The organism is Streptococcus cristatus (assembly GCF_003943535.1).
In the GTDB taxonomy this organism is placed as follows: Bacteria; Bacillota; Bacilli; order Lactobacillales; family Streptococcaceae; genus Streptococcus; species Streptococcus cristatus_L.
The window spans coordinates 21511-47095 of record NZ_RJPU01000009.1; the positions used below are offsets into that span (position 1 = coordinate 21511).

At 41.3% G+C, this 25585-nt stretch carries 21 protein-coding genes; 3 read left to right on the forward strand and 18 right to left on the reverse strand.

The annotated features are described in order from the left end of the window. Positions 1–180: 180 nt before the first annotated feature. The gene (locus tag D8790_RS09510) at positions 181–2580 is read right to left on the reverse strand and encodes a YhgE/Pip domain-containing protein (RefSeq protein WP_125388411.1); all 2400 of its coding nucleotides are present in this window, start codon (positions 2578–2580) and stop codon (positions 181–183) included. Between the two features lie 141 nt (positions 2581–2721). On the opposite strand from D8790_RS09510, the gene D8790_RS09515 reads away from it, so the two are divergent. After that, positions 2722–3252 (forward strand): TetR/AcrR family transcriptional regulator, encoded by a 531-nt coding sequence (locus tag D8790_RS09515; protein ID WP_125388412.1) that lies wholly within the window; start codon positions 2722–2724, stop codon positions 3250–3252. A gap of 104 nt (positions 3253–3356) precedes the next feature. Here the strand turns inward: D8790_RS09515 and rpsD are convergent, their stop codons facing one another. From rpsD to D8790_RS09590, 15 genes are all read right to left on the reverse strand, one after another. Beyond that, positions 3357–3968, reverse strand: a complete 612-nt coding sequence (rpsD, locus tag D8790_RS09520) for a 30S ribosomal protein S4 (RefSeq protein WP_000092756.1) — start codon at positions 3966–3968, stop codon at positions 3357–3359. A 252-nt stretch (positions 3969–4220) separates the two neighbouring features. Next, positions 4221–4943, reverse strand: a complete 723-nt coding sequence (locus D8790_RS09525) for an ABC transporter ATP-binding protein (protein WP_125388413.1) — start codon at positions 4941–4943, stop codon at positions 4221–4223. Further along, positions 4943–5941: an ABC transporter substrate-binding protein gene (locus D8790_RS09530; protein WP_185761936.1), complete on the reverse strand. Its 999-nt coding sequence runs from the start codon at positions 5939–5941 to the stop codon at positions 4943–4945. The genes D8790_RS09525 and D8790_RS09530 overlap by 1 nt, the downstream gene beginning before the upstream one ends. A 43-nt stretch (positions 5942–5984) precedes the next feature. Beyond that, positions 5985–6737 carry an ABC transporter permease gene (locus D8790_RS09535; protein WP_125388414.1) on the reverse strand — a complete coding sequence of 251 codons (753 nt, stop codon included), beginning with the start codon at positions 6735–6737 and terminating at the stop codon, positions 5985–5987. Continuing rightward, positions 6700–6990 carry a thiamine-binding protein gene (locus tag D8790_RS09540; RefSeq protein WP_125388415.1) on the reverse strand — a complete coding sequence of 97 codons (291 nt, stop codon included), beginning with the start codon at positions 6988–6990 and terminating at the stop codon, positions 6700–6702. Before D8790_RS09540 ends, D8790_RS09535 begins: the two co-directional genes overlap by 38 nt. 409 nt (positions 6991–7399) lie before the next feature. Further along, positions 7400–8023, reverse strand: coding sequence for an HAD family hydrolase (locus tag D8790_RS09545; protein WP_185761937.1), 624 nt, complete (start codon positions 8021–8023; stop codon positions 7400–7402). Positions 8024–8221: 198 nt separating this feature from the next. After that, positions 8222–8500 carry a Veg family protein gene (locus D8790_RS09550; RefSeq protein ID WP_015606063.1) on the reverse strand — a complete coding sequence of 93 codons (279 nt, stop codon included), beginning with the start codon at positions 8498–8500 and terminating at the stop codon, positions 8222–8224. A 1-nt stretch (position 8501) separates the two neighbouring features. Continuing rightward, positions 8502–9857 (reverse strand): replicative DNA helicase, encoded by a 1356-nt coding sequence (gene dnaB, locus D8790_RS09555; RefSeq protein ID WP_125388417.1) that lies wholly within the window; start codon positions 9855–9857, stop codon positions 8502–8504. A gap of 25 nt (positions 9858–9882) precedes the next feature. Next, entirely contained in the window at positions 9883–10335 is a 453-nt protein-coding gene (gene rplI, locus D8790_RS09560) for a 50S ribosomal protein L9 (RefSeq protein WP_061909903.1), read from the reverse strand. Position 10336: 1 nt separating this feature from the next. After that, positions 10337–12322 (reverse strand): DHH family phosphoesterase, encoded by a 1986-nt coding sequence (locus D8790_RS09565; protein WP_185761938.1) that lies wholly within the window; start codon positions 12320–12322, stop codon positions 10337–10339. A gap of 289 nt (positions 12323–12611) precedes the next feature. After that, on the reverse strand, positions 12612–14522 hold the full coding sequence (gene mnmG / locus D8790_RS09570; protein ID WP_125388418.1) for a tRNA uridine-5-carboxymethylaminomethyl(34) synthesis enzyme MnmG: 1911 nt from the start codon (positions 14520–14522) through the stop codon (positions 12612–12614). 137 nt (positions 14523–14659) lie between these two features. Next, positions 14660–15805, reverse strand: a complete 1146-nt coding sequence (gene mnmA / locus D8790_RS09575) for a tRNA 2-thiouridine(34) synthase MnmA (protein WP_260470302.1) — start codon at positions 15803–15805, stop codon at positions 14660–14662. Positions 15806–16063: 258 nt separating this feature from the next. Then, positions 16064–16600 carry an aggregation-promoting factor gene (gene apf, locus D8790_RS09580; RefSeq protein ID WP_062004566.1) on the reverse strand — a complete coding sequence of 179 codons (537 nt, stop codon included), beginning with the start codon at positions 16598–16600 and terminating at the stop codon, positions 16064–16066. 145 nt (positions 16601–16745) lie between these two features. Beyond that, positions 16746–19340 (reverse strand): YfhO family protein, encoded by a 2595-nt coding sequence (locus D8790_RS09585; RefSeq protein ID WP_125388420.1) that lies wholly within the window; start codon positions 19338–19340, stop codon positions 16746–16748. A 75-nt stretch (positions 19341–19415) separates the two neighbouring features. Next, entirely contained in the window at positions 19416–21038 is a 1623-nt protein-coding gene (locus D8790_RS09590; RefSeq protein ID WP_125388421.1) for an ATP-binding cassette domain-containing protein, read from the reverse strand. Positions 21039–21276: 238 nt separating this feature from the next. Between D8790_RS09590 and trpS the strand changes: the two genes are divergently transcribed. Together trpS and guaB are read left to right on the forward strand one after the other, a co-directional pair. After that, on the forward strand, positions 21277–22302 hold the full coding sequence (gene trpS, locus D8790_RS09595; RefSeq protein ID WP_125388422.1) for a tryptophan--tRNA ligase: 1026 nt from the start codon (positions 21277–21279) through the stop codon (positions 22300–22302). Positions 22303–22467: 165 nt separating this feature from the next. After that, a complete protein-coding gene (guaB, locus tag D8790_RS09600; RefSeq protein ID WP_005591397.1) occupies positions 22468–23949 on the forward strand; it encodes an IMP dehydrogenase in 1482 nt (493 codons plus the stop codon). A gap of 86 nt (positions 23950–24035) precedes the next feature. On the opposite strand, the gene recF is transcribed toward guaB, so the two are convergent. Both recF and yaaA read right to left on the reverse strand, forming a co-directional pair. Next, a complete protein-coding gene (gene recF, locus D8790_RS09605) occupies positions 24036–25148 on the reverse strand; it encodes a DNA replication/repair protein RecF (RefSeq protein ID WP_125388423.1) in 1113 nt (370 codons plus the stop codon). Positions 25149–25151: 3 nt separating this feature from the next. After that, complete coding sequence (gene yaaA, locus D8790_RS09610; RefSeq protein ID WP_125388424.1) at positions 25152–25541, reverse strand: S4 domain-containing protein YaaA; 390 nt, start codon at positions 25539–25541, stop codon at positions 25152–25154. Positions 25542–25585 lie beyond the last annotated feature (44 nt).

Sequence of the window (25585 nt, forward strand, 5' to 3'; positions counted from 1 at the left end):
GCTAAAGAAAACTTAAAGAAAACAAAACATTCACATTTTCATGCCGAATAACATAGACTTGTGGAGAAAATCTACACAGCAAACTACTCTACTGTTTCACGTGAAACAAAAAAACTTGGTTCTGTTCACAAAACCAAGTTGTTCCTTTCGAAGAGAAAATAGTCTGCGCTCTTCTCTATCTTAAATAATTTCTTTCTTATCAGGGCGATAAGCTATTGTACCTAAAGCCATGAAAATCAGTAAAGTTGTGGTCAAGAAAGCTAGTTGGCCACCGATTTGACCATTCATCGAGATCGTTTCCCGCAGTCCTGACACCGCATAGCTCATTGGCAAGATTGGATTGATCATTTGGAAGATTTTCGCCGTCAGGGGCAGCGGATAAGTACCAGCGCTAGAAGCCAGTTGCAGGAGCAAGAGGATCAAGGAGATAAAGGCCCCGACCTTACTATCCCAAGTGACCAGAGTCGTCACAACCGCCATAAAGGCCATGCTGGCTAAAACAGTCAAGGCCAGCGTCGTCCATTCGTAGTTGGCCTCAAGACCAATCAAATGAACCGCTCCATAAACCAAGATGCCAGCCAAAACAGAAATCAAGCCATTGACCTCCAGACGAGCCTTGAGCCAAGCTTTGCGAGAAGCTGGAACTTGACCAGAAGGTAGCATGCCAAAAATAACATTGGTCGAAATCGCCGCCACAAAAAGAGCAACAGAAATCATGTAGGGAGCCATACCAACACCATTTTTACCAACCTGATCTTTATCTGTCTTTTTCAGCTCGACAGGGCCAGCCAAGGCAGCCGCATTGTCCTCTGTCACTGAAAGCTCGGATAATTGACCCTTGGCATCCGTCAACCCTGTATTTAGAGTCTGAGCGCCGATTGATAAATTTCCCAGCCCACTACTTAAAGTGAGACCACCATTCGCTAACTGCTGAGAACCATCCGCCATTTGAGTAGCACCTGTAGATAATGTTTGCATCCCTGCGACCAAAGTAGATGATTTATCATGTAATTGAGAGAGGCCTGAGCTGATTTGACCGATTCCTGAAGTCACTTGGTCATTATGGCTCGCTAGGTTAGCTGCTCCTTGAGAAAGCTGATCGACACCTGTAGTATAAGCGGCTACTCCCTGAGCTACTTGAGAAAGGCCACCTGTATAAGCCGTAATGCCTTGAGAAAGGGTCGCTGAACCAGTGCTGGCAGAGGATAAAGCTTCATTTACTTGACCTAGACCACCATAGAGACCACTAATCATAGCTGAAGCACCTGGCAGGACTTGGTTGGCTGCTGCCGACAGCTGACTTGCCTGACTGCTGGCCGTTTGCAAACCTTGCAGATTCGTTTGGATAGCTTGGACTTCCTGTACAATAGTTGCCGCTGCACTACTGCTAGAATCAGCTCCACCTGCTAGAGCTGCTTTTAGTTCTTCTTGCTCATCGGCAGAAAGTTTTTGGTAAGCAGCTGTGCCTTCTAAAGCGGCCACGGCTGCAGCCCGATCACTTTGCGCACTACTTGCCAAAGACTGGGCGTTGGTCGCAATCGTCGTGAGAGAAGCCGCAATTGTTTCCGTTGGCAAGCTCGTTCCCGATGTGGCATTCTGAATAGCTGTATTGAGCTGATCTAGACCCGCTGTCAACTGAGCAACCTTCTCTTGATTAGCAGTAACACTACTATTAACAGATGATTGCAGTTCTGCTAAACCGTTGTTTAGGCGTTCCACACCAGCAACCAATTCCTGTGAATTACCCGTCAGTTGGTTGGTTCCATTCAGTAATGTTTGTGACTGAGCGGTTAACTGACTGGCGCCAGCTGAAAGCTGCCCAACTCCATCTGTATATTCCGTCATCTTGCTAGTAAAAGTCGGCAAGCCGGCATTGATCTGAGCCACTCCATTTGTGTATGCTACCAGACCAGTCGATAGCACTGTAGCTCCATCTGAGAAAGTGAGGCTGGACTGAGCTAGGCTTTCCAAGTTAGTAGACAGCTTTTGGCTACCATTTGCTAATTCCTGACTGCCTTCAGCCAATTTAGCTGTGCCATCTGCGGCTGTTCCAAGTCCACCTTTTAACTTATCCATACTCGCAAAAAGGCTTGTTACATAGCTGTTCGTGATCTTCTGACTGACCGACTGCTTCATCGAAGTCATGGCAGAATCACTCATTTTACTAGCGATAAAACTATGACCACTGGAAGTTTGATAATTAATCGTGACCTGCTTAGGCTGATTGCTCAAGATACTAGCCGCATTGGCTGATAGATCCTTAGGAAGAGTCACCACCATGTAATAGTCGCCCTTTTCCAATCCCTTCTCTGCCTGATCCTTATCCACAAAATGAAAATCCATCGCTGCATTTTTCTTCATATCTTGAACCATATCTGAACCAATGGACAAGTCTTTTCCATACAAGCTCGCCTTCTGGTCCTGATTGACCACCGCTACTGGCAAATCAGAAAGTTTGCCATACGGATCCCACATGGAGCTCAAAAAAATCACATTATACAAGGCTGGAATCAAGGCAACCCCCAGCATGACCACAATAATCTTCGGTTTTTTGAAGATGGCTTTCCATTCTTTGAACATCTTTTCTCCTTTTTTATACACATTGTCTAAAAATTTGATATAATAGATTATACACAATAAAAAAATTAAGGCAAGCAAAAAAATCTGTTTTTGTACACCTTGTCTAATTTTGTATAATTCAATGACAAAGGAAAGATTAAAATGACAGAAAGTAATAAACGTAAGAAAACCAAGGCCATCATTGAGAAGGCTATGGTTGACTTATTGCATCAAGAATCTTTTGACCATATTACAACAGTCGAATTGGCCCGAGCTGCTGGTATCAGTCGCAGTAGCTTTTATACCCACTACAAAGATAAATATGATATGATTGAGCGCTATCAGCAAGGCCTCTTTCATCAACTAGAATACATCTTTGAGCACAATCGTGAAGATGTTGCAGTCGCTATCACAGAGGTCTTTCAGTTCTTGACCCAAGAGCCTCTTCTGGCTGCCCTCTTGACGGAAAACGGCACTAGAGAAATCCAAAATTTCCTACGCCATAAGCTCCAATCCTTACTTTCCCAAATCCTACAGGAACGGTTTCGCAATAAAGCTTTCAATCAAATCGAAAAGGAATACGGTATCGTCTACCTCGTTAATGCTTTCTTTGGCGTCTACCAGATGTGGATCTCCCGAGGCAGTAAGGAAAGCCCGGAACAAATGGCTAATCTTCTTTTAAAGATGCTATAAAACTCAACAACTAATAAAGGCTGGGACAAGATATCCCAGCCTCTTTTTGTTAATCGAATAAAAAAGAAGCCGAAATCGGCTTCTGAATAAATTTCCAATAGAAATTAAAGCATTTTGTTGTAGAATTCAACGACAAGTGCTTCGTTGATTTCTGGGTTGATTTCGTCGCGTTCTGGCAAGCGAGTCAATGAACCTTCCAATTTTTCAGCGTCGAATGATACGAATGCTGGACGTCCAAGAGTAGCTTCTACCGCTTCAAGGATTGCAGGAACTTTCAATGATTTTTCGCGAACTGAGATCACTTGACCTGGAGTTACGCGGTATGATGGGATATCAACGCGTTTGCCGTCAACAAGGATGTGACCGTGGTTTACGAATTGACGAGCTTGACGACGAGTAGTCGCAAGGCCAAGACGGTAAACAACGTTATCCAAACGACGTTCCAAAAGAAGCATGAAGTTAAAACCAAGGATTCCGCCTTTGATTTTTGTAGCTTGTACGAACAAGTTACGGAATTGTTTTTCACCTACACCGTAAGTGAAACGAAGTTTTTGTTTTTCAGCCAATTGCAAACCGTATTCTGACAATTTAGAACGGTTGTTTGGTCCGTGTTGTCCTGGTACGTAGTTACGACGTGCCAATTCTTTACCTGTACCTGTAAGTGAAAGGCCAAGGCGACGAGCTTGTTTCCAAGATGGTCCTGTATAACGTGACATATGTATGTCCTCCTAAAATAAAAATTTTTCGGTGGAAATAGTCACTTAGAAAGCCCTGATTCGTGCAGATGCCCTTCGCCTAAACAGCCAAGGTTACTTGTCATAAGACACCTGTTGACGAGCTTCATGCTTTCCTGCTGCTATTTCACACAAAGGCTATTGTACCATGAATAAAGTCAAAAGTAAAGGGACTCCTACAAAAAAATCAAGCCCAAAGGCTTGATTAAAGTCATTTTTATAAAACAAGGCAGCTTACAGCCCCAAAAGCTTCAAAATCTCCTGCTTGTATCGCAGCTTCTGCAATTCCTTATCCTCGCTGTCTGACCAAGTCAGTTGGAGATCTGCTACGATTTGTCCAGGCCGATTTTTCAGAATATAGATACGGTCGCTGAGAGCCAGAGCTTCCTCGATGCTATGAGTAATGAGGAGAGTCGTCAGGCCTAGCCTACGATGAATATCCAGATACCAAGCGTGCAGCTCCATCTTGGTCAGCTCATCCAAGGCACTAAAGGCCTCGTCTAGAAGAAATAGCTTATGGCCGAACATGTAGGTCCGTAGCAGAGCCACGCGCTGCCGCATCCCCCCGCTCAGCTCATGTGGATACTTGTCTGCCACATCAAAGAGTCCGAACTCCTTCAAAATCTGGGTTGCCTGCTCCGTCGCTGCCTTTTTGGATACTTTTCGGATTAGCAGGGGCAAGATGACATTGCCCAGCACCGTCTTGTGCTCCAGCAGCAAGTCTTTCTGCAGCATATAGCTCACCCGACCCTTGGGATTTTCCTGCCCGTCTAGAACAATCCTGCCCGACTGGACCTCCAAAATCCCAGCAATCAGATTAAAGAGGGTCGTTTTCCCGACTCCACTAGGCCCCAAAATCGCTACGACCTGGCCTGTTTCTACCTCTAGGCTGATATCTTTCAAAATCCGCTGCTCATCATAAGCATAGCTTACATTTTCAAGTTTGATTTCTGTCATTATTTTATATAATCGTTGCTGAATCCCTTGTCACTCAAGTCATTGTTCACGATGCCATTGTTCTTGACCCATTTGTAAAAGGCATTCCAGCGGCTAGCCTCAAACTGACCCCACTTGTCCTTATCTGATGCATATTGCTCGGACAGATATTTTTGGGAAGCCAAGACAAAGTCACGCTTATTTTTTAACTCTGGCGCATGCTTGATTAAAATATCCGCTGCTTCTTCAGGGTGCTCCATGGCATATTGATAGCCCTTCTTGATGGCCTGTAAAACCTTTTTCGCCTCGTCTGGATTCTTCTTCAGATAATCATTATTGGCAATGATGACTGGAGAATAGTAGTCAAACTCCTTGACATAGTCCTTCATGTAAAAGAAATTCGTGTCCATGCCCTGAGTCTCTGCCATGATGCCGTCCCAGCCATGATAAATCCATGCCGCATCAAACAAGCCATTTTCAATCGGCGTAATAGAGTTGGAATCGTTGTTGGGAACTTTTTCCACTTCATCAAACTGACCGCCTTGGCTTTCTACCAAAGTTTTCAGCATGCCCAGCTCCACTGGATCATTCCATGTACCGTATTTCTTGCCAGCCAGATCCTTAGGACTTGTAATCCCTGCAGACTTCTTGGAAATAATACCCGAAGTATTGTGTTCTACAATAGCCGCGACAGCTGTAATTTCTGCCCCCTTATCCAGTTTTTTAGCCATGGAGTCCTGGAAGTAAATACCAAAAGGTGCCTTGCCGTTGATAATCAAATCCGAACTGCTATCTTCAGGCGGTAACTTGATATCCACATCCACACCTGCTTCCTTAAAGTAGCCCTTTTCCTGAGCTACATAAAGGCCAGTATGGTTGGTGTTTGGTGACCAGTCTAGAATAAAATCAATCTTTTTATCCTTACTAGCAGACTCTGAGCCTGACTTACCACAAGCCGCTAGGCCAAAGATTGACACGGCAGCCAAACCTGCCAAGAACACTTTATAAGTTTTTTTCATTATAATCCTCTTTTCTTTCTTTGGAAATAGCAGAGCTGAGCTCCTATTTCCACTTGATGACATATTTTTCACTGACAGCCACCAGCTTCATCCCCAGCAGGCTGATGACCGAAACCAATATGATAATAGCAAACATGGTGTCATACTGGAAAAGTTTCTTGGACTGAATCATATAAACACCCAAACCTTCGAAACCGCCCAGCCATTCGGAAACTACGGTCGTGATAAAGGCATAGGAAACACTGACGCGCAAGCCCGCATAGAAATAGGGCAAACTAGCTGGAATCTTGAAATGCCAGAGAATCTGCCAGCGATTGGCCTGCATAAGCTCAAAGAGCGTCAGAGTATCCCGGTCACAATGCCGAAAACCATCCAGAATACTGACGATAATCGGAAAAGTCGTCGTCAAAATAATGAGCACAATCTTGGGCAAAATCCCATAACCCAGCCAGAGAACCAAGATTGGCGCCAAAGCAATGGTCGGAATCGTCTGCACCACGACCATCATGGGATAAATCAGATCATTGAGCCAGCTCATGCTGTCCATGAGTATAGCTAGTATACAGGCCAAGATGACGCCCAAGACTAAACCCAGCAAGGCTACTTTTAAGGTAGCCCAGCTATGACTTGCTAGAAAGCCAGCATCTCTGATAAAGGACTGAGCGATTTCCAGAGGTGTCGGCAGGATAAACTTGGGCAAGAGCTTGAGCCAGCCCATGACCTGCCAGATGACAAGGATTCCCAGCATACCCAAAAGACTAATCTGCTGGCGCAGGATATTTTTCAAGTTTTTCATCAATACTTAAAATCTTTCCATAGTTTATTTTCACATTCGCAAAAACATTGTCTGCCTGAGTGCCTGCAAGTTCAATCGCCTGCTGCAGAATAGGAAATAAGATCTCCCATTCCCCTTCTAGAACGGTCTCAAAAGGCGTTACGACCATCTTCACTGGCTGTTTTTGCAAAAACTCAATCACTTCCTCTATGACTGCCAAACGATTCACATCATGTGACAAAGGAAGAATTTGTAAAGCGATACTGGCTTTCATCTCTTCACCTCCTTACTTTCATGCTTCATCTGAGAATAATGTATGCAGATAGGATTAAAATTCACAAGAAAATAACTTGGTTTTTAAACAAAAAGACAGCGAGCTCCCTTTATAAACACCTTACTTTCCATACAAAAACACCTTCTCCAATATGGAAAAGGTGTTGCATGCATCAGTAAACTAAAGATTGGTGAATAATTCCCCATTTTAGCAAAACCACAAGGTCTTTACAAATACAATTCCCTACGCTGGCATTACCCAGATCAGGTGCGGTCGAAGCTTACACTTCCTCTCAGACTGTACACAGACTCCCATATATAGGATTATGATAACGCAATCATCAGCAAATGTCAAGATTGGAGCTTGGACTCACTACTTTTCAACTACAAGTGAATCAAACGATCATCAATCAGGCAAACTCTCCTTTCGCAGCCAACAAAGACTCCATAGCCCTGATATTCTCTGGCTCACTTGTGGATAAGATGGTTTCAAAACCCAGTTCAGCTGCCGTATCCAAGTTAGCTTGAATGTCATCAATAAAGACTGACTCTGTCGGATCAAGACTATACTTTTTTAGTAGCTTTTGATAAATCTCTAGCTCTGGCTTGACAACCCCGACTTCTGAGGAAAGGATATAGCCCGACAGTAGTGGAAAGATGGGCAGTGAACCAGCTTTTTCAATACGGTAAAAAATCTCGCAAGTAGTTGACAGGATGTAAATGCGATAGCCTTGATCAGCCCATAGTCGAATCTTTTCCTGTAAACCACTGTAAACCTCCACAACCTCATACCAATTGTAGAAGATATTCTGAACGGCAGAATGATACGAATCATCCAGCTTAGCTAGCACTTTGTCACAGGCTTCTTTTAAGCTCAACTCTCCCTTGTCTGTTTGATGCCAGATACCCGACTCAAAAATGACCTGTCTAAGAAGCTGTCGCCGCTCTTTCTCAGGTTCAAAAGAGGTCAAGATTTTCTCAGAATTCCATTCAATCAAGACATTTCCTAAGTCAAAAACCAAGTTTTTTATCATTTCCTTCACCAGCACTTTCCCCTTTATAGAAGCTTTCGTAAATTCTAGCTCATGCCATTGCAAATCCGCTATTCTAACCTACCTTGACTATCTCTAGTATAGTATGTTTAGGTTAAGAAAAATCCCAGAAATGAACTGTTCCTCAGAGTTGGGTTTTATCCAACTCTAGGAAGCAATACAAAGTTCTGGAATTACATGTTATTCTTGGTCAAAATAGCGAATTAAATTTTTCTCTGTCAAAATATCTGAGTAAGTGTAGGACTCCACATAGGTGTTGGCAATTTCACCTGGTTGGCCTCCTTCATTTTCATACTCAACGATAAATAGAGAAGGATAAACTTCAATCAAGCGACCTTGTTTGCTCTTTTGACGCTTACGACCATTTTCCAAGGTCATCTCTACCATCTGCCCCTCGTGAGCCTTGATGTCCTCCTTGATTTTCTTCATTTTTGCTACATCTGTAAATGCATCACTCATACTATACATCCTCTCTTTTAGAAATACTTGAAAATTTATTATATTCTTTTTGGAAAATCAGCTCAACCGTACCACGCGCCCCGCTCCGGTTTTTCTCAATAATGACTTCAACCTTGTTGTTCGGAATGCCTTCCTCTTCCTCACCGGCCCGTTCATAATAGTCGTCTCGGTAAAGAAAGGCTACGATATCCGCATCCTGCTCGATAGACCCAGACTCCCGAATATCTGATAGTACTGGACGTTTGTCCTGCCGTTGCTCCACGCCACGCGAGAGCTGACTCAGTGCAATGACAGGCACCTTGAGCTCCTTCGCTAAAATCTTAAGCTGGCGGGAAATTTCTGAAACTTCCTGTTGACGGTTTTCACGACCCGTTCCTGTAATCAATTGCAGGTAGTCAATCAAAATCAGGCCAAGATTGCCTGTCTCTTGAGACAGCTTACGAGCCCGCGAACGAATCTCCGTAATCCGAATCCCCGGCGTGTCATCGATATAAATACTCGCATTAGCCAGATTTGCCGTCGCAATGGTATATTTCTGCCACTCTTCATCTGTCAGTTGCCCCGTACGGATAGAGTGAGAATTAATCACTCCTTCTGAAGCCAGCATCCGGTCCACCAGGCTCTCTGCCCCCATTTCTAGAGAGAATATAGCCACTGTCTTATCCAGCTTAGTCCCGATATTCTGGGCGATATTGAGGGCAAAGGCCGTCTTTCCGACCGCAGGACGAGCAGCTAGGATGATTAACTCTTCTTCGTGCAAGCCCGTCGTCATCTTATCCAGCTCACGGTAACCCGTCGCAATCCCTGTAATATCAGTAGTTTGCTGAGAACGGGCTTCTAGACTAGCAAAGTTAAGATTTAGAATATCTTGAATATTTTTAAACCCACTGCGGCTGGCCGTTTCACTGACATCAATCAGAGCCTTTTCTGCTCCTGCAATGATTTCCTCTGATGGTCTCTCACCGTCATAGGCTTGGTTGATGGATTCTGTCAAGCGTGAAATCAATCGGCGTAAGATTGCTTTTTCAGAGACGATCTTAGCATAGTACTCTGCATTGGCAGAAGTCGGCACAGAATTAACGACCTCCACCAGATAGCTCAGTCCGCCAATATTCTGCAAGTCTCCTTGGCTATCCAAAATATTGCGAACGGTGGTCGCATCGATAGCATCCCCACGATCCGCCAAGTCAATCATGGCCTTAAAAATCAACCGATGGGCATATTTAAAGAAATCCCCAGGCTCAATATATTCACGGACAAAGACCAGTTTGCTCTCATCGATGAAAATGGCCCCTAGTACAGACTGTTCTGCTAAAATATCTTGAGGCTGAGCTCGCAACTCATCAATCTCTGCCATAGGTGAATCCTTCCTTTAATCCTTTTTACCCTTCCGTAACTCGCAGGCGAATCACACTTGTCACATCTTGGTAAATCTTTACAGGAACATCAATCAAACCAATCGAACGAATGGGAGAATCAACCTTGATATTCCGTTTATCAATTTTTAGGCCAAATTGCTTTTGTAATTCATCAGCAATTTTTTTGTTAGTAATCGAACCGAAAGTCCGTCCGTCTGGTCCGACTTTCTCTGTAAAAGCAACAACCGTTGTTTCTTCTTCCAACTTAGCTTTGATGGCTTGTGCTTCTGCCACCATCTCTGCGTGAGCCTTTTCCTGGGATTTTTGCTTTCCTCTCAGCTCACCGATAGCTTGTGCATTGGCTTCCTTAGCCAGATTTTTCTTAATCAGGAAATTTTGAGCATAGCCAGTAGGTACTTCCTTGATTTCCCCTTTTTTCCCTTTTCCTTTTACATCCTCTAAAAAAATGACTTTCATTTTATTTCTCCTTTTCTATTGATTCCTCATTATCCATCACTTGATCCATAATCTCTTGATTTAGACGTTGAGTGACTTCAGCAACCGTTTGATCGATAACTTGCGCTGCTGCTAGATTAAAGTGGCCGCCACCACCCATTTTCTCCATAATCCGCTGAACATTGATCTTGCTGCGACTACGAGCTGAAATGGATACGTAACCCTCAGTATTTTTGCTGACTACAAATGTTGCTTCAATGCCCGACATGGCAAGCATGGTGTCAGCCGCCTTACTAATGACGACTGTATCATAGCTGGCATTTTCAGGACCCGCTGCTACAATCACATTTGGCAAAAGCTTCTTACCAGTCAAAATCAGCTCATTGACTGCTCGATATTCTTCAAAATTCGTCGAAGAAATATCCTGAATGACGACACTATCACTGCCCCGAGCCCGCAAATAACTGGCTACATCAAAGGTTCGGCTGGTCACTCTGGAAGTGAACTTCTTGGTATCCAGCATAATCCCAGCCATGAGCAGGCTGGCTTGAATTTTATTCAGGCGATTCTTCTTGGAATTTTGAAACTGAATCAGCTCCGTTACCAATTCGCTGGCACTGCTAGCTCCACTTTCGATATAGGCAATGACTGCATTTTCAGGGAAATCCTCATCGCGACGGTGATGATCCACCACAATCGTCTGGCTAAATCGGTCAAATAATTCCCTTGAAAGCGTTAAAGCTAGCTTCGAGTGGTCCACCATTATCAAGAGCGAACGACTGGTCACTCGGTTCATGGCTTCCGAAATCGACAAAAGATAATCAGCGCCTTCCGACGTCAATTTTTGAATGGAGCGATAGATGTCTGAGCCCATCTGTTGGTCATCATACACAACATAAGCTTTTTCAATGATATTGCTGGCAAAAAGCTGCATACCCACCGCGGAACCTAAGGCATCCAAATCAAGATTGCGATGACCAACCACAAAAACCTGATCTACACTCTTGATTTTATCTGAAATAGCTGCCATCATAGCCCTCGTACGCGTGCGTGTACGTTTGACAGATGCAGCCGTTCCACCACCAAAGTATACGGGATTCTTGGTCTCGTCATTCTCTTTGACAACCGCTTGGTCACCACCCCGGACCTCAGCTAGGTTAAGATTAAGGAGGGCAATCTTACCAATTTCATCATGCTTACCATCTCCATAAGAAAAGCCCATACTAAGCGTCAAAGGAAGTTTTCGATTCTTAGCTTCTGTCCGAAATTGATCAATGATCGAAAATTTACTATCCATCAGTTGTTCCAAAACCGTATAATCCGTGAAAAGATAATAACGATCCATTCCCACCCGACGGTAGAACATATGAAATTGCTCAGAAAACTCTGCTACAAAGTTAGCTACGAAACTATTGATATGACTGATATCTGAATCTGATACCGCATCTTCCAAATCATCATAATTATCAACTGAGACAACACCGATAACTGGTCGCGTCGTAACTAGCCCAACTGTTGCTTCATACTCACTCGATGCATCAAAAAAGTACAGGACACTAGAAGCTGAATCAAAGTAAACAGAATACTGGTTATCTCCTACTGTTGCGTAGCTACCCGATTTCGAAGCATCAAGCTGGATAATTTCCTGAAGGAGATCACTATTTAGCTCCCCATCATCCGTTGTAAAAATCAATTCAGCATAAGGATTGAACCAATCTACATCTCCACTATTTTCATTGATTTTAATCACACCAACTGGCATCTTATCCAACAAAGAAGCTAAACTTCCCTCTGCTTGATGATTGACATAGCGAATTTGCTCAAGCTCGTCCAATTCGGTCACTCTTTGCTGCTGTATAAATAGTCCAACCAAGAGCACCAGCACTATGAAAAGAGACACCAGCATAGGCAAACTATCACCAAAAAGGCGTAGACAAATAGCTAATATGATAAAGGAAGTAAACCCCACTATCGCAAAGTGGCTCGGGGAAAAACGAATTCTTTTCATTAAAAAACCTCTTATTGCGCCATTTTACCATATTTTCTTAAAAAAAGCGAGTTTTCACTGCCTCTGGATACTTGTGAAGCAAGAAAGACTCAAATCCTAGATCTATTCTCAAATAAACATTCACAATTAATTTACAAGATGTGTAAATCTTGTAAATTTTATTAAACAAAAAGTTGACAGTAGTTGTAAATATTTCTCTATATAAAAGAGGTTTTTTGTAAACATGTATTTACAATTCTGTAAATTATTCAAAAAACCGTACTATCAATAAGATAGTACGTTAATATGTCTACGATTTTGCTTTGTTTTTAGAAATGCTTCTAGACTTGCCTTCTAAGTAAACCATCAAAATCGAAATATCTGCTGGATTGACACCCGAAATACGGCTTGCCTGACCAATCGTTTCTGGATTGATTTTCTTGAACTTCTGCCGCGCTTCTGTCGCAATCGAGTCAATATCATCCCAATCAATATTGGCTGGAATCCGCTTTTCTTCCATGCGTTTCATCTTCTCAACTTGATCAAGAGCTTTAGAAATATAACCTTCGTACTTAATCTCTGTCTCAATTAGCTCGATAATCTTTTCATCCAATTCTTCTGCCGCTGGACCAATGAATTGAACCACATCTTGATAAGACACTTCCGGTCGCCGCATAAATTCTTTGGCTGTCACTGCATCTGTCAGAGCTTTAAAGCCAAGCGCTTCTATCTTAGCATTGGTTTCCTTGATAGGTTTCAACTTGATGGATTCCAAGCGCTTCATCTCGTTGTCAAATTGATTCTTTTTAATCTCAAAACGAGCCCAGCGCTCATCATCTACCAAACCAATTTCTCGTCCCATCTCTGTCAAACGCATATCTGCATTGTCGTGGCGGAGAATCAAACGGTATTCCGCTCGACTAGTCAAGAGGCGATAAGGTTCTACAGTCCCCTTGGTCACCAAATCATCAATCATGACTCCAATGTAACCATCACTACGCTTCAAGATCAACTCTGGCTTACCTTGGATCTTCAATGCCGCGTTAATCCCAGCAATAATCCCTTGACCCGCTGCTTCTTCATAACCAGAAGTTCCATTGGTCTGCCCTGCTGTAAAGAGTCCTGAAATTTTCTTTGTTTCCAAGGTTGCCCGCAACTGGTGGGGCATAATCATATCGTACTCAATGGCATAACCTGTCCGCATCATCTCAGCATTTTCTAAACCTTTGATAGAGTGAACCAAATCCTTCTGTACATCTTCTGGCAGACTAGTTGACAGCCCCTGCACATAAACTTCTTCCGTATCACGACCCTCAGGCTCTAAGAAAAGCTGGTGGCGTTCCTTATCCGCAAAACGGACGATCTTATCCTCAATAGACGGGCAATAACGTGGTCCTACTCCTTTAACGATACCTGAAAACATAGGAGCACGGTGCAGGTTATTTTGGATAATTTCATGACTTTCTGCATTGGTATAAGTCAACCAGCAAGGCACTTGATCTTTCACATAGTCTTCATCACGAGAGGTGTAAGAGAAATGATTGGCTTTTTCGTCTCCTGGCTGAATCTCGGTCACATCATAATTGATAGATGATGCCTTAACACGTGGAGGTGTTCCTGTCTTAAAACGGCCAATTTCAAAGCCTAGATCACGCAGATTATCAGCTAAAGGAATGGCTGCCAAGCTATGGTTTGGACCAGATGAATACTTGAGATCACCAATGATGATTTCTCCCCGCAAGGCTGTTCCAGTTGTAACAATGACGGCTTTAGCTGCATATTCCTGTTGCGTCGCTGTCTTAACCCCAATGACCTTACCATCTTCTACCAAGATTTCATTAATCATGGTTTGCCGCAGAGTCAGATTTTCTTGATTTTCGACAGTCTTCCGCATTTCTTTGGAGTAAAGCTCTTTATCTGCCTGCGCTCGAAGAGCCCGAACAGCGGGTCCTTTACCAGTATTGAGCATTTTCATCTGGATATAGCTCTTGTCAATATTCTTGGCCATCTCTCCGCCCAAAGCATCTACTTCACGAACGACAATGCCTTTTGCAGACCCTCCTATAGAGGGATTACAAGGCATAAAAGCCAGCATCTCAATATTGATGGTTGCCAAAAGAACTTTACAACCCATTCGACTAGCAGCAAGCGATGCCTCAACCCCAGCGTGCCCTGCTCCAATCACGATAACATCATAACTTTCAGTAAAATTGTGTGTCATTTCTTTTTCCTTCATTTTTTCACCAAAAAAGGCCAAGTCTCTAGAAGTGCAGGACAAAAAAGCCTGCAACATCCATGAGCTTTGACCATCATAGGTATTGCTTATCTTATTTTAGCAAATTATGTTGAATTGTCAATCTAAATGTACTGCAAGACTTGACCATTCTTATAAGCTCTGTCAATCAATCCTCCACCTAAACACTCTTCTCCATCATAGAAAACGACTGCTTGGCCTGGAGTAACGGCCCTTTGTGGTTGATCGAAGTTGACAACAGCCTTGTCACCCTTTACAGTAACTGTCACCTTAGAATCTGGCTGCCGGTAACGGAACTTAGCTGTACATTCCATAGTAAATTCTTCCGGCATTTCTTTCGTGAAATGAACCTGACTAGCGTCAAGGCTGGTTGACATTAAATGGTCATGATAGAATCCTTGACCAACATAAAGAATATTTTGGCTAAGATCTTTTCCGACCACAAACCAAGGTTCATTATCACCACCCTGCTGACCACCGATCCCAAGACCACCTCGCTGGCCAATGGTATAGTACATTAGTCCTGCGTGCTGACCCATATCTCGGCCATCCATTGTCATCATGCGACCAGGCTGGGCTGGTAAATATTGACTCAGAAATTCTTTAAAATTCTTCTCACCTATGAAGCAAATGCCAGTCGAGTCTTTTTTCTTAGCAGTGGCCAAGCCAGCTCTTTCAGCAATTTCTCGAACTTCTGGCTTTTCTAGATGTCCCAGAGGGAACATAGTCTTCTGAAGTTGTTCCTGTGATAGCTGACTTAAGAAGTAGGTCTGATCCTTATTGTTGTCCTTGCCACGTAACATATGGACTAGTCCATCTTGGTCTCTCTTCACCTGAGCATAGTGACCCGTAGCAACGTAATCTGCACCCAGTGTCAAGGTATAGTCAAGGAAGGCTTTAAACTTGATTTCCTTGTTACACATGACATCTGGGTTCGGAGTCCTACCAGCTCGGTATTCCGCCAAGAAGTATTCAAAAACACGTTCCCAGTACTCTTTCTCAAAGTTGACAGAGTAGTAAGGAATGCCAATCTGGTCTGCAACAGCTGCAACATCTTTGTAATCTTCTGTGGCTGTGCAGACACCAAATTCATCTGTGTCGTCCCAGTTTTTCATGAAGATGCCAATTACATCGTAACCTTGCTCTTTCAAGAGTAAAGCAGTTACTGATGAATCGACACCTCCGCTCATACCAACGACGACACGAGTCTTAGAGTTATCACTCATTGTGTTCTCCCATCTTTTCGTTATTTCACGATTGAAGGTCGTGCTGTGCTTTCAACGATTGAAGGTCGCTTGAGCAAGGTCTATTATAGCATGATTTAGCAAGGAGAACAACGAATAACCTTTGCCCAATCTGATGAGCTTTATAAGTTGTCAAGTAAATTTACAGTATTGTAAATACCTTGATGCAAAATATCATATTCCAAGCAAAAATGTACTAATAATTATAAAAAAGGAACTAGAATGCAAATTCCAATCCCTATAAACATATTTCTAAATAAAGTTTTAATACCAGCCATTTGCTAACCAGAAATTTTTAGCAGCCGACCATGAGCCATAGCGACCTACTACATAAGCATCCGCTGTCTTCTCTTGATTTTCTGGTGACAAATCTCCATTTAGATAGGTAATAGTCAACTGATAGCGACCATAGTATTGCCCATTTTGCGCTGTATAACTGCCGCTGGATTCTTTTTGAGCAATCCACTCCTTAGCCTCTGCATCCTCAGCACTCAAGTCAGAACTTGGGTTTACAGTAGATTGCTCAGCCTTATCTGATTTTTCAACAGTCACCTGCTCAGATACATCATCGTCCAGCTCTAAAACCTGACCAATACTAATCAGATTGATATTGCTGATCTTGTTTTTTTGCGCAATCTTGTCAACAGTCGTCTGATGAGAAGCAGCAATCGCGGACAAGGTATCACCTGACTTGACAGTATAACTTTCTGCATTGGCTACAATCGGAAGCAAAGCAGCAGCTCCTGCCATCAAACTGAGCAAGCCTGCTTTCATCATTCTATTTTTAAAATACAAATTCATGTTTAGAATTCTCCTTTTCTGTGATATATCTATCCTAAAGCAAAAGTATTACAGAACTTTATTACTTTGATGAATTATATTACAGACTATTGAAGAACTTGTAAAAACAGACATATATTATAAAGCTTTTTTGATGATGTAAAGCCTATGCTGAACTATCTATATGTTTTTTGCTCCATTTAAATCGAACTCTATCATAGAAGAAAAATAAAACTATTCCTAAAATGAAAGCTGCAGTTCCTTCCTTTAATCCCCTTGGAACAAATGATAAAGTAACTCTACCTGCTCCTCTGTTCACATCAAGTTTCATAAAACCATTCTGCGCACGTTTTAACGGTACCTTCTTGCCATCTACACTAGCTGTCCACCCCTTATCATAAGGAATGGTGAAAAAGAGAGAACTATCTCTATCCGCATGATAATCAACCGTTACCCTATTGGATTTTGTCGTCACAGAAACTTCTTGTTCTTTCAATTTACTTATGAGTTGCTGATATTTGTTTACATCCACAGAGAAGAACTCTGGTTGGTTAAAAGAAACATTTCGATTCTCTGGAAAAGAAAATTGAATAGAAACCGTCTGTGCTTCCTTAAAGTAACCAATATTCAAAAATGGAAAAACATTATGGGTTGGGTAACGATTCGTGATTCCATTTACAGTAATATTGACATCCGTCTGATTATCGTTTGAAAAATCAAGATCTGCAAGGTTGACATAGACTTGACTACCTGCAGGCACCTCAATTGTATAAGTGACGCTAGCATAGCTTAATTGAGTGTCATTTTCAATGCTTGCAGTTACTTTCCCTTCAGTTTCTTCCTCATTACCAGCTATAGAAATTCGCTCATAATATTTATGATCCAAACCCGATAGTTGATTTAAAAAGGCTGTCTGATTGTCGAGCGTTAAATTAGTGAACTTGACATCTTTGTAAACATCATTGGTTAAGAAAGCCAAACCCAAAGCATAATTATTTTCATACAATGTCATTGATCGCTCAGTCTTATCTGCAGAAAAACCAAATTTCTGCGGATCTGTTTCAGACAAGTTATACTTTACAGCAAAAAGGCTATCCATCAAAATGCTATTATTTTGATAGCGGAGATTAAGGTTAGTTCCTGCTGATTTAAAACCTAACTTATCTAACGTCGAGCTAGCTTGCGTGTTCCTGACTGATGAGAATTGAGAAATTCCATTATAATTAAATTTCATACTGTCATTCCCAGTCTGAGGATCAAGCCTCTCTGTTCGAAAGAAATCTATGTTTTCTTTCTTACTATAATTGACAAGGCTGTCAATTTCGTTCATCTTTTTCGAATAGGATGAACGACTTGCAAAAACCCATTCTTTAGCAATTCCATCAACCTGATAATAAGCGTTTAAGGTAAGCTCAAAAACCACAAAAAACAGTAAAGATAGTGTAAACATACTTTGCCTAACGTGACAACGAATAAAAGCGAAGCTGATTAAGAGATAGGCAAAGAAAAACTCTAAGGTAAAAATGTAATTTTCAGGACCAAGAAAATCATAGCGTTTACTATGGTATAAAGTGGCTAGAAAACCAAAAGAAATGAGCAGAAAGCTAAGGAATACTTGTCGCCATTTAACTTCCTCCAAACGATTGAGCGTCTCTGCAGCCATCAAAATGATAAGAAGAGAAAAGAGCCAAGAATAGCGATGTAAAAACATATTTGGAGCATGCATTCCTTGCCAAAGCAAATCCAAATACTGCAGTCGAAAACTCACTATAAAAATGCCAATCAAGAAAATATAGGCCAGTTTCACGCGAAGCTTAATACTTTTTATCGTGAAAAATAAGATACTTAAAATAAGAGGAAATAGACCAACATAAATCATAGGAATGGATCCATACTTAGTCGTATCAAAACTTCCTACAAAATTTTTAGCAAAAATATCTAGATACCAACTTTTCTCAGTAAACAAGCCTTCAACCTTTGTCAAGGTCTCACCATGTGAACTCAGATCTAGATAAGTTGGCAAAATCATAATTAAACTAGTAAAGCCTGCTAATATTGACACGATAGCAAAATCAGGAAAAGACCGAATCCTGGCCTTAAAGTCCCAAGAAAGCTGAACGAGATACCAAAGGACTAAAAACAAGGCCATCATGTAACCAAAATAATAATTTTGGATAAAGAGAATTGACAAGCTTGTAAAGTATAAAACTCTCCCTTGCCCATTCATCAACTTGTGTAAACCAAAGATGATAAGAGGGACTAATATAAATACATCTAACCAAGTTTTAATTTCTAGTTGACTAACTGAGAAACTCATCAAGGCAAAGGAGGTTGACAGAATCAAGACTAGTGTTTCTGGAATTTTTTTAAAGATCCCTTTAATGCTAATACAAGTTGTCAAGCCAATCAAGCCAAACTTAATAAGAGTAAACAAGTAAACCGCATCTGGCATTGATTTTAAATCGAAAAAGTAGACGAAGGGGGAAAGGAAACTTCCTAGATAATAGCTAGATAGGGCATAGAAATTTTGTCCTAATCCACTTGAAAACGTGTAAAAAAGACTATCCGTTCCATGAAGGATATTCCTCAATGTCGTATCAAATACGACATACTGATGAAAGCCATCTCCAAGAATCGGAGAAGTATTGCTACCCCAGTAAATACCTTGACTCAGATAAATAAAATACATAATGAGAAAAGGTAAGATGAAGGAAGCTAAATAAAGCCAATTTTTCTTAAAAAAATATCTGATTTTTTTCATGTTTCTTATAGAGAAAGAGGCCGAAACGTTGTTTCATGCCTCTGTAAACTTCTGTCAACTTACATTGACAACTTATTAATCTTTCCAAAGTTCTTTGACTTTTGCCTGAACTTCTTGATTTTCCAAAAATTCATCATAAGTTTCGTCAATGCGGTCAATCACACCATTTTTTGAGAGAACGATGATATGGTTGGCCAAGGTTTGAATAAACTCATGGTCATGGCTGGCAAAAATGATCGACTCTTTAAAGTTCTTCAAACCATCATTAAGACTAGAAATAGATTCCAAATCCAAGTGATTGGTTGGGTCGTCCAAAACCAAAACATTTGACTTGAGAAGCATCAGTTTAGACAGCATAACCCGAACTTTTTCTCCACCTGACAAGACGTTGACAGGCTTGTTAACCTCATCGCCAGAGAAAAGCATCCGACCTAAGAAACCTCGAAGGAAGGTATTATCGTCTTCTTCTTTACTAGCAAATTGACGAAGCCAGTCAAGAATAGATTCACCACCAGCAAAGTCACGAGAATTATCTTTTGGTAAATAAGAACGACTGGTTGTGACACCCCATTTGATGGTCCCCTCATAGTTGATATCTCCCATCAAGGCACGAATCAAGGCAGTTGTTTGGATATCATTTTGTCCAATCAAAGCTGTCTTATCGCCAGGACGCAGGATAAAGCTGATATTGTCAAGAATAGTCTCGCCGTCAATCTTGACAGAAAGATTTTCTACTGTCAAGAGATCATTCCCGATTTCCCGTTCTGCTTTAAAGCTGATAAATGGATATTTGCGACTTGACGGAACAATTTCTTCCAATTCAATCTTATCCAGCATCTTTTTACGAGAGGTTGCCTGTTTGGACTTGGAAGCATTGGCAGAGAAGCGAGCCACAAACTCTTGCAATTGCTTGATTTTTTCTTCCACCTTAGCATTGCGGTCAGCGAGCAACTTAGCTGCCAATTCACTTGATTCTTTCCAGAAATCATAGTTTCCGACATAAAGTTTGATCTTACCAAAATCAAGGTCAGCCATATGCGTACAAACTTTATTTAAGAAGTGACGGTCGTGGGATACGACAATAACTGTATTCTCAAAATCAATCAAGAAATCTTCCAACCAAGTGATAGACTGGATGTCCAAACCATTGGTCGGCTCGTCCAGAAGCAAAACATCTGGCTTGCCAAAAAGAGCCTTGGCAAGAAGGACCTTAACCTTGTCGCCATTCGACAATTCACTCATATTTTGATAATGCAAGTCTTCTGGAATATTGAGGTTTTGTAGCAATTGAGAGGCTTCACTTTCAGCTTCCCAGCCACCCAACTCAGCAAATTCTCCTTCCAGCTCAGCTGCTCGAACCCCATCCTCGTCAGAGAAGTCAGGCTTCATATAAATAGCATCTTTCTCTTTCATAATGCTGTAAAGGTGCTCGTTCCCCATGATAACGACATCAATGACCCGCTCATCCTCATAGTCAAAATGATTTTGACGCAAAACAGAGAGTCGCTCATCTGGCCCTAAAGAAATATGGCCTGTCGTTGGCTCAATATCCCCAGCTAAAATCTTCAAGAAGGTAGACTTACCTGCACCATTAGCTCCAATCAAACCATAGGTATTTCCTTCTGTAAATTTAATATTTACTTCATCAAATAATTTTCGATCACTGAAACGCAGTGACACATCAGATACTGTAAGCAATGATTTTCTCCTATATATGTAATCTCCTCCATTTTACTAGAAAATTCTTCTTTTTTCAAATTATTATAGAATAAAAAACTATTAAAAGAGATAAAAATGCTGTCAACTTTGTAAACATGCTGTAAATATATTGTCAACTAATTTCTTTTAAACTATGATTCTTCTTTTTTCTTCTAGATTCTTCCGCATTTTCTTTGAAAATGATATAATGAGAACAACACTAATTGAGGAGCAAGCAATGACAAAACCCATTATTTTAACCGGAGACCGTCCGACTGGAAAATTACATATTGGTCATTATGTAGGAAGCTTACGTAACCGTGTTCTTCTACAAAATCAAGATAAATATGATATGTTTGTTTTTCTGGCGGACCAACAAGCTCTGACAGACCATGCGAAAGATCCACAAACGATTGTAAAATCCATTGGTAATGTGGCTTTAGATTATCTAGCAGCTGGACTGGATCCCAAAAAAGTAACTATTTTTATCCAAAGTCAGATTCCTGAGTTGGCAGAGTTGTCAATGTATTACATGAATTTGGTATCTTTAGCTCGATTAGAGCGCAATCCAACTGTCAAGACAGAAATTGCTCAGAAAGGTTTTGGAGAAAGTATCCCAACTGGATTTTTGGTTTATCCTATCTCTCAAGCAGCTGACATTACAGCCTTTAAGGCCAATTATGTACCTGTCGGAAATGACCAAAAACCAATGATTGAGCAGACACGTGAAATTGTTCGTTCCTTCAATCATGCCTATGACTGTGAGGTTTTGGTGGAGCCAGAAGGCATCTATCCAGAAAATGAAGCGGCTGGTCGTCTGCCAGGCCTTGATGGCAATGCTAAAATGTCCAAATCATTGAACAATGGGATTTATCTAGCGGATGACATGGATACACTCAAGAAAAAGGTTATGAGTATGTACACCGATCCCGACCACATCAAAGTTGAAGATCCAGGAAAAATCGAAGGTAATATGGTTTTCCATTATCTGGATGTTTTTGGTCGGCCAGAAGATGCTGCTGAAATTGCAGCTATGAAAGAACACTACCAACGCGGTGGTCTGGGGGATGTCAAAACTAAACGCTATCTCTTAGAAATTTTGGAGCGTGAATTAGGACCAATCAGAGAGCGTCGCCTCGAGTTTGCAAAAGACATGGGCCAAGTCTATGACATGCTGAAAGAAGGCAGTGAACGTGCTCGACAAGTTGCTGGACAAACCCTGTCAGAAGTCAAAAATGCAATGGGAATTAATTACTTTAAATAACGAACAATAATAGTAGATTGTATCAAAAACCATCGTCTTTTACCTTCAAAAGAGATGGTTTTTAATTTTTGCATAATAATCATTGACAAATGCCTATAGAATGGTATGATATTAACAATAAAAAGACGAGCCTTGCTCAATATATAAGAAAAGAGGAAACTGTGGATGTCTAACTGGGACACTAAATTTTTGAAAAAAGGTTTTACCTTTGATGACGTATTGCTCATTCCAGCTGAAAGTCACGTGTTGCCAAATGATGCTGATTTAAGTACAAAACTTGCTGAGAATTTAAAATTAAATATCCCAATTATTACTGCGGCTATGGATACAGTTACCGAAAGTCAAATGGCGATCGCCATTGCCCGTGCCGGCGGTCTAGGTGTCATCCACAAAAATATGTCTATTGCACAGCAGGCTGATGAAGTTCGTAAGGTAAAACGTTCTGAAAATGGTGTCATCATCGATCCATTCTTCCTGACTCCTAATCATACAATTGCTGAAGCAGATGAATTGATGGGTCGCTACCGCATTAGTGGGGTCCCAGTGGTTGAAACGATGGAAAATCGTAAATTAGTCGGTATCCTGACTAACCGTGATTTACGCTTTATTTCAGATTATAATCAACCAATTTCCAACCACATGACCAGTGAAAATCTTGTTACAGCTCCAGTCGGAACTGATCTGGCAACTGCTGAAAGAATTCTGCAAGAACACCGGATTGAAAAACTACCTTTAGTAGATGAAAACGGTCGACTTTCTGGTCTCATTACCATTAAAGATATTGAAAAAGTGATTGAGTTCCCAAATGCAGCAAAAGATGAATTTGGTCGTCTGCTAGTTGCTGGTGCGGTAGGTGTCACTTCAGATACCTTTGAGCGTGCAGAGGCCCTCTTTGAAGCAGGAGCAGATGCCATTGTTATTGATACAGCCCATGGTCATTCAGCTGGCGTTCTACGTAAAATTGCTGAAATTCGTGCTCACTTCCCAGATCGCACTTTGATTGCCGGAAATATTGCAACTGCTGAAGGTGCACGCGCCCTCTTTGATGCCGGTGTTGATGTAGTAAAAGTCGGAATCGGACCAGGTTCTATCTGTACAACTCGTGTCATTGCCGGTGTCGGTGTGCCACAAGTCACAGCAATCTACGATGCAGCTGCAGTCGCACGTGAATATGGAAAAACCATCATTGCTGATGGTGGAATTAAATATTCTGGAGATATTGTTAAGGCTTTAGCTGCAGGTGGAAATGCAGTCATGCTTGGTTCCATGTTTGCTGGAACAGACGAAGCGCCAGGTGAGACTGAAATTTTCCAAGGACGTAAATTTAAAACTTACCGTGGAATGGGCTCTATCGCAGCTATGAAGAAAGGTTCCAGCGATCGCTATTTCCAAGGTTCTGTCAATGAAGCGAATAAGCTGGTTCCAGAAGGAATCGAAGGCCGTGTAGCCTATAAAGGAGCGGCTGCAGATATCGTCTTCCAAATGTTAGGCGGTATCCGTTCTGGTATGGGATATGTCGGTGCAGCTAACCTGCAAGAACTTCATGAAAATGCTCAGTTTATTGAGATGAGTGGTGCTGGTTTGAAAGAAAGTCACCCTCACGATGTACAAATCACCAATGAAGCTCCAAACTACTCTGTCCAATAAAATTATAAAGAAAAACAACCTTGTCAACTCCTTGACAAGGTTGTTTTTAGTTTACAATGTTGTAAATTCAATTTACAGTTATTTTACTAATTTGTAAAACCTACATTTTCTTCTTTCTTAATTACACCCTGACTTATCTGAAAAATATTAATATCTTCTGGTAGATTATGTAAGTGATCTAAGCTGGTTGTCGTGATGAAAGTCTGAATATTTTGAGAGATAGTTTCTAGCAATTTTAATTGACGCATATTGTCAAGTTCGCTCATTACATCGTCAAGCAATAATATCGGAGTATCTTTTGTAAGACTCTCGATGAGTTTGATTTCAGCTAACTTGAGAGATAGAACAACACTACGGTGCTGACCTTGGCTACCAAATCCGGCATCCATATCATTGATAAAAAAGTTGATATCGTCTCGGTGAGGTCCAACACCAGTATTTTTTTTGAAAAGGTCTCTTCTATGACTTTCTGATAAGGCTGACCGAAAAGAAGCTTCCAAATCTTCGAGACGTGAAAACGGAACAGACGACAAATACTTGATTGTCAAATTCTCTTTCCCTTGAGAAATATCGCTATGGCTTTCCTGAGCAAAACCTTCTAGCTTTTCAATAAAGTCTAAGCGATGTTGCATGACACGACAACCAAAATCAATCAGTTGCTCATCTAGAACAGAGAGAAAGGTTTCATCTACCTTATCATTAGCCTTAAGGTAGGCATTTCTTTGCTTGAGTACATGATTGTAACTAGATAAGTCAGCAAGGTAGATGGGCTTGATTTGCCCAAGCTCAATATCAATAAATTTTCGGCGTAAAGCAGGGGCTCCTTTAATGAGCTGTAAATCTTCTGGAGCAAACAAGACAACGTTGACAACCCCTATATAATCTGATAATTTCCCTTGTTTCAAATGATTTATTTTGGTGATTCTCCCCTTTGGTGTCAACTCGATGTCAAGTGGGATTTTACCCGTTGTTTTTTCAATAATTCCCGAAATTTGAAGATTATTCTCTTGGAAATGAATCAAATCCTTATCGGTTCGGGTCCGGTGACTGCGAGTAAGGGCTAAAAAATAGATGGCTTCTAGAATATTGGTTTTCCCCTGTGCATTTTGCCCCAGAAAGATATTAAGACCAGGATCAAAATCAACCTCTGCAGCTTGGTAATTACGAAAATGTTTAATTTTCAGCGTTTTTAACCACATGGCTTAGGTTCCTGGAAAGCGAACAGGTGCTTTTTTATTTTTCTGCTCGGGCTTTCTTTTCTTTTGTTCTTTTTTCGCTGGTTGAGATTTTTTCAAGTCCTTATTCATGGCTTTAACTAATTCCGCCACTCTTTTTTTCTCTTCTTGCTCCTCTTGATGTTCAAGAATTTCCTCCTGACTTGGAGCAAGGAGGATGATCTCCAGTTCTTGGTCTGGGAGAGAGACGACATCTCCAATTCTAAGTTTTTTCCCTCGTCTATTTTCTAGTTCACCGTTAAAAAAGACCTGATGATCTGCCAAAAAGGACTTGATTGCTCCGCCACTTTGAATGATACCGACTTCTTTTAAGAGAGCCTGTAGAGTAATAAATTCGTCAAATAATTTGTATTCCATATTTCACCTCAATCCTTGTCATTATATCATAATTTAAGCAGAAA